Raw genomic sequence first — 2,616 nt, 5'->3', positions numbered from 1 at the left:
GGCTGACCACCACTTATATAATGCTCGACCAGGGTTTTAAGTAAAATCTGTGCGCGTTTATCCACTTTTTACAGCCTTATTCATGTAGGGGGATTTTGCCCGATTTATGCTCAGGATAACAGCCCCCTGTGCTTTTCAGTTCAGGGCTTCTGTGCTTTAATGCGCGCATGCTTCCTTACTTTCGCTCGGTTGCCATTGTCGGCAAATACATGGATGAGTCAGCTCTGCAAAACATGCGCGATGACTTGACGCGTTTGGTACAGTATCTGATGTCACAAGAGCTGCATGTATGCGTAGAAGAGCAGACCGCCCGCTTTGTCAGGCATGAAGGTTTTGAACTGGCCAGCCTGGAAAATATCGGCCACAAAGCGGATCTGGTAGTGGTCATGGGTGGCGATGGTACCATGCTTAGCGTGGCTCGAGCCCTGCGTGACAGTAATGTCTCCCTGATCGGCATTAACCGTGGTCGCCTGGGTTTCCTGACCGATTTGCAAACCGACAATATGCTGGGCGAAATTGAAAAGATTTTGCAAGGCGACTACCAGCTTGAGTCGCGCATGCTGTTGCAATCGGAAGTTTCTCGCAACAAGGCGGCACTGTGGCAGTCAGTCGCGTTGAACGATGTGGTGATTAAAAGTGCGTTTCGCCTGATTGAGCTGGAAGTGCATGTGGATGGCCTGTTTGTCTCGCGCCAGCGTGCTGATGGCCTGATTCTGGCCACGCCTACTGGCACCACTGCTTATGGCTTGTCAGCTGGCGGACCTATCATGCATCCCGACCTGCACGCGATTTCGATTGTGCCTATCAGTCCGCATACATTGAGTTATCGCCCGATTACAGTGCCAGCAGATAGTGTGATTGAGGTGATCATTGTGAATGCAGCCGATGCGCAAATCAGTTTCGATGGTCAGGGCCAGCATCAACTGATTGAGGGCGACCATATCCGGATTGCGCGCGGCCAGCAGGAGGTCCAGTTGGTACACCCTAAAACTTACTGTTATTTTGATATGTTACGTAACAAACTAAACTGGGGCTAAGCCAGCGCTGATAAGAAAACCATGTTACAAGCCCTTTCTATTCGTGATTTTGTGATTGTTGAGTCGCTGGAACTCGAGTTCTCGGCTGGCTATACCGCATTGACCGGTGAGACCGGTGCCGGTAAATCCATTCTGATTGATGCGCTCTCGCTCAGTCTGGGTGCGCGCAATGAAGGCGACGTCACCCGCAAAGGCCAAGAAAAAGCCGAAATTTCCACCACTTTTGATATCGCTCACAACCAGGCCGCGCGCACCTGGCTGCAAGCGCAGGAAATGGATGTTGAAGATACGTTGATATTGCGGCGGGTGATCTACGCCGATGGACGCAGCCGTGCATTTATCAATGGCGCCTCTGCCACAGTGGGGCAATTACGTGACATTGGTGAATCCCTGATTGATATTTACAGCCAGAACGCGCATCACTCTTTGTTAAAAGTCGCTACCCAGCGCGAAATACTTGATTCTTATGCGCAGGCCACACCGTTGGCAAAACAGGTCAGTCAGTTGTACAAAGACTGGTCGCAATTGCATCAGCAGCAACTGGCTTATGAAAAGAATGCCAGCCAGTTTGCCGATGAACTGGCGGAACTGCGCGATAGTACCCGTGAGCTAAAACAATTAGCGTTCACTCCTGAGGAGTGGCAAGCGCTGCAGCAGGAGCATGTGCGCCTGAGTAATGGTGCCAGCTTGCTCAGTGGCATGGAAACCTGTTTGCAATGGATGAGTGAAGACGGCGAAGTGAATGCCCTCGAGTTACTTTCGCAAGTGCAGGTCAAATTGACTGAGTTGCAAGCCATCGATACTGGCTTGCAACCGATCGCAGAAATCCTGGATTCTTCGGTGATTCAGCTGGAGGAAGCTAGTCGCGCACTGAACCGCTATTTGCAAAAAAGCGAACTTGATCCTGAAAAATTAACAGAAGTTGAAGCACGGATACAGGATATTCATGGCGCCGCGCGTAAGTACCGTGCCAAACCGGAAGAGTTGCCTGACTTGCTGGCGCAGCAAACTGCACGCATGCTGGAGCTGGAAGGGTTCGCAGATGACGGTGCGTTAGCCAAACAGGTAAATGCTGCATGGCACGCCTATCAGGCTTCAGCAGCACAGCTTTCAACACAACGCCAGCAGGCTGCCAAAAAACTGGCCAAAACCATCACGGAAGAAATGCAAACGCTGTCACTCAAAGGTGGCCAGTTTGCGGTATCGCTGACACCATGTGAGGCTGCCGTCCATGGTCTGGAGCAAGTGGAATTTCTGGTAGCCGGGCACGCAGGCGTGGAGCCGCGGCCTCTGAATAAAGTCGCTTCCGGCGGTGAGTTGTCTCGCATCAGCTTGGCGCTGCAAGTCACAACTGCTTCATTGGGCAGTGTGCCGTCCATGATCTTTGATGAGGTCGATGTCGGTATCGGGGGCGGTGTCGCTGAAGTGGTTGGCCGCTTGCTCAATCAATTAGGCCAGCAACGCCAGGTACTGGTGATTACGCATCTGGCCCAGGTCGCTGCACAAGCCCAGCAGCATTTGCAAGTGAGCAAATCCGAACAGAATGGGGCAACGTTAAGCCGCATCCGTGGCCTGAGTG

The 2,616-nt window shown here is 52.2% G+C and carries 2 protein-coding genes; both read left to right on the top strand.

Features of this window, described 5'->3' with window-relative positions; translation table 11 throughout:
* The first annotated feature begins 167 nt into the window (after positions 1-167).
* Positions 168-1,037 carry an NAD(+) kinase gene (locus VK958_RS06335; protein ID WP_325239916.1) on the top strand — a complete coding sequence of 290 codons (870 nt, stop codon included), beginning with the start codon at positions 168-170 and terminating at the stop codon, positions 1,035-1,037.
* 21 nt (positions 1,038-1,058) lie between these two features.
* The coding region (gene recN / locus VK958_RS06330; RefSeq protein WP_325239915.1) for a DNA repair protein RecN at positions 1,059-2,616 on the top strand (1,558 nt) is incomplete at its 3' end.

Origin of the sequence: Methylophilus sp. (assembly GCF_035460085.1) — a bacterium.
Lineage (GTDB): Bacteria > Pseudomonadota > Gammaproteobacteria > Burkholderiales > Methylophilaceae > Methylophilus.
This window is presented reverse-complemented; position numbering and strand designations above follow the sequence as displayed.

Bases quoted from the DNA above. Each gene is read 5' to 3' on its own strand.
- VK958_RS06335 (WP_325239916.1), top strand. From the start codon at position 168: ATGCTTCCTTACTTTCGCTCGGTTGCCATTGTCGGCAAATACATGGAT.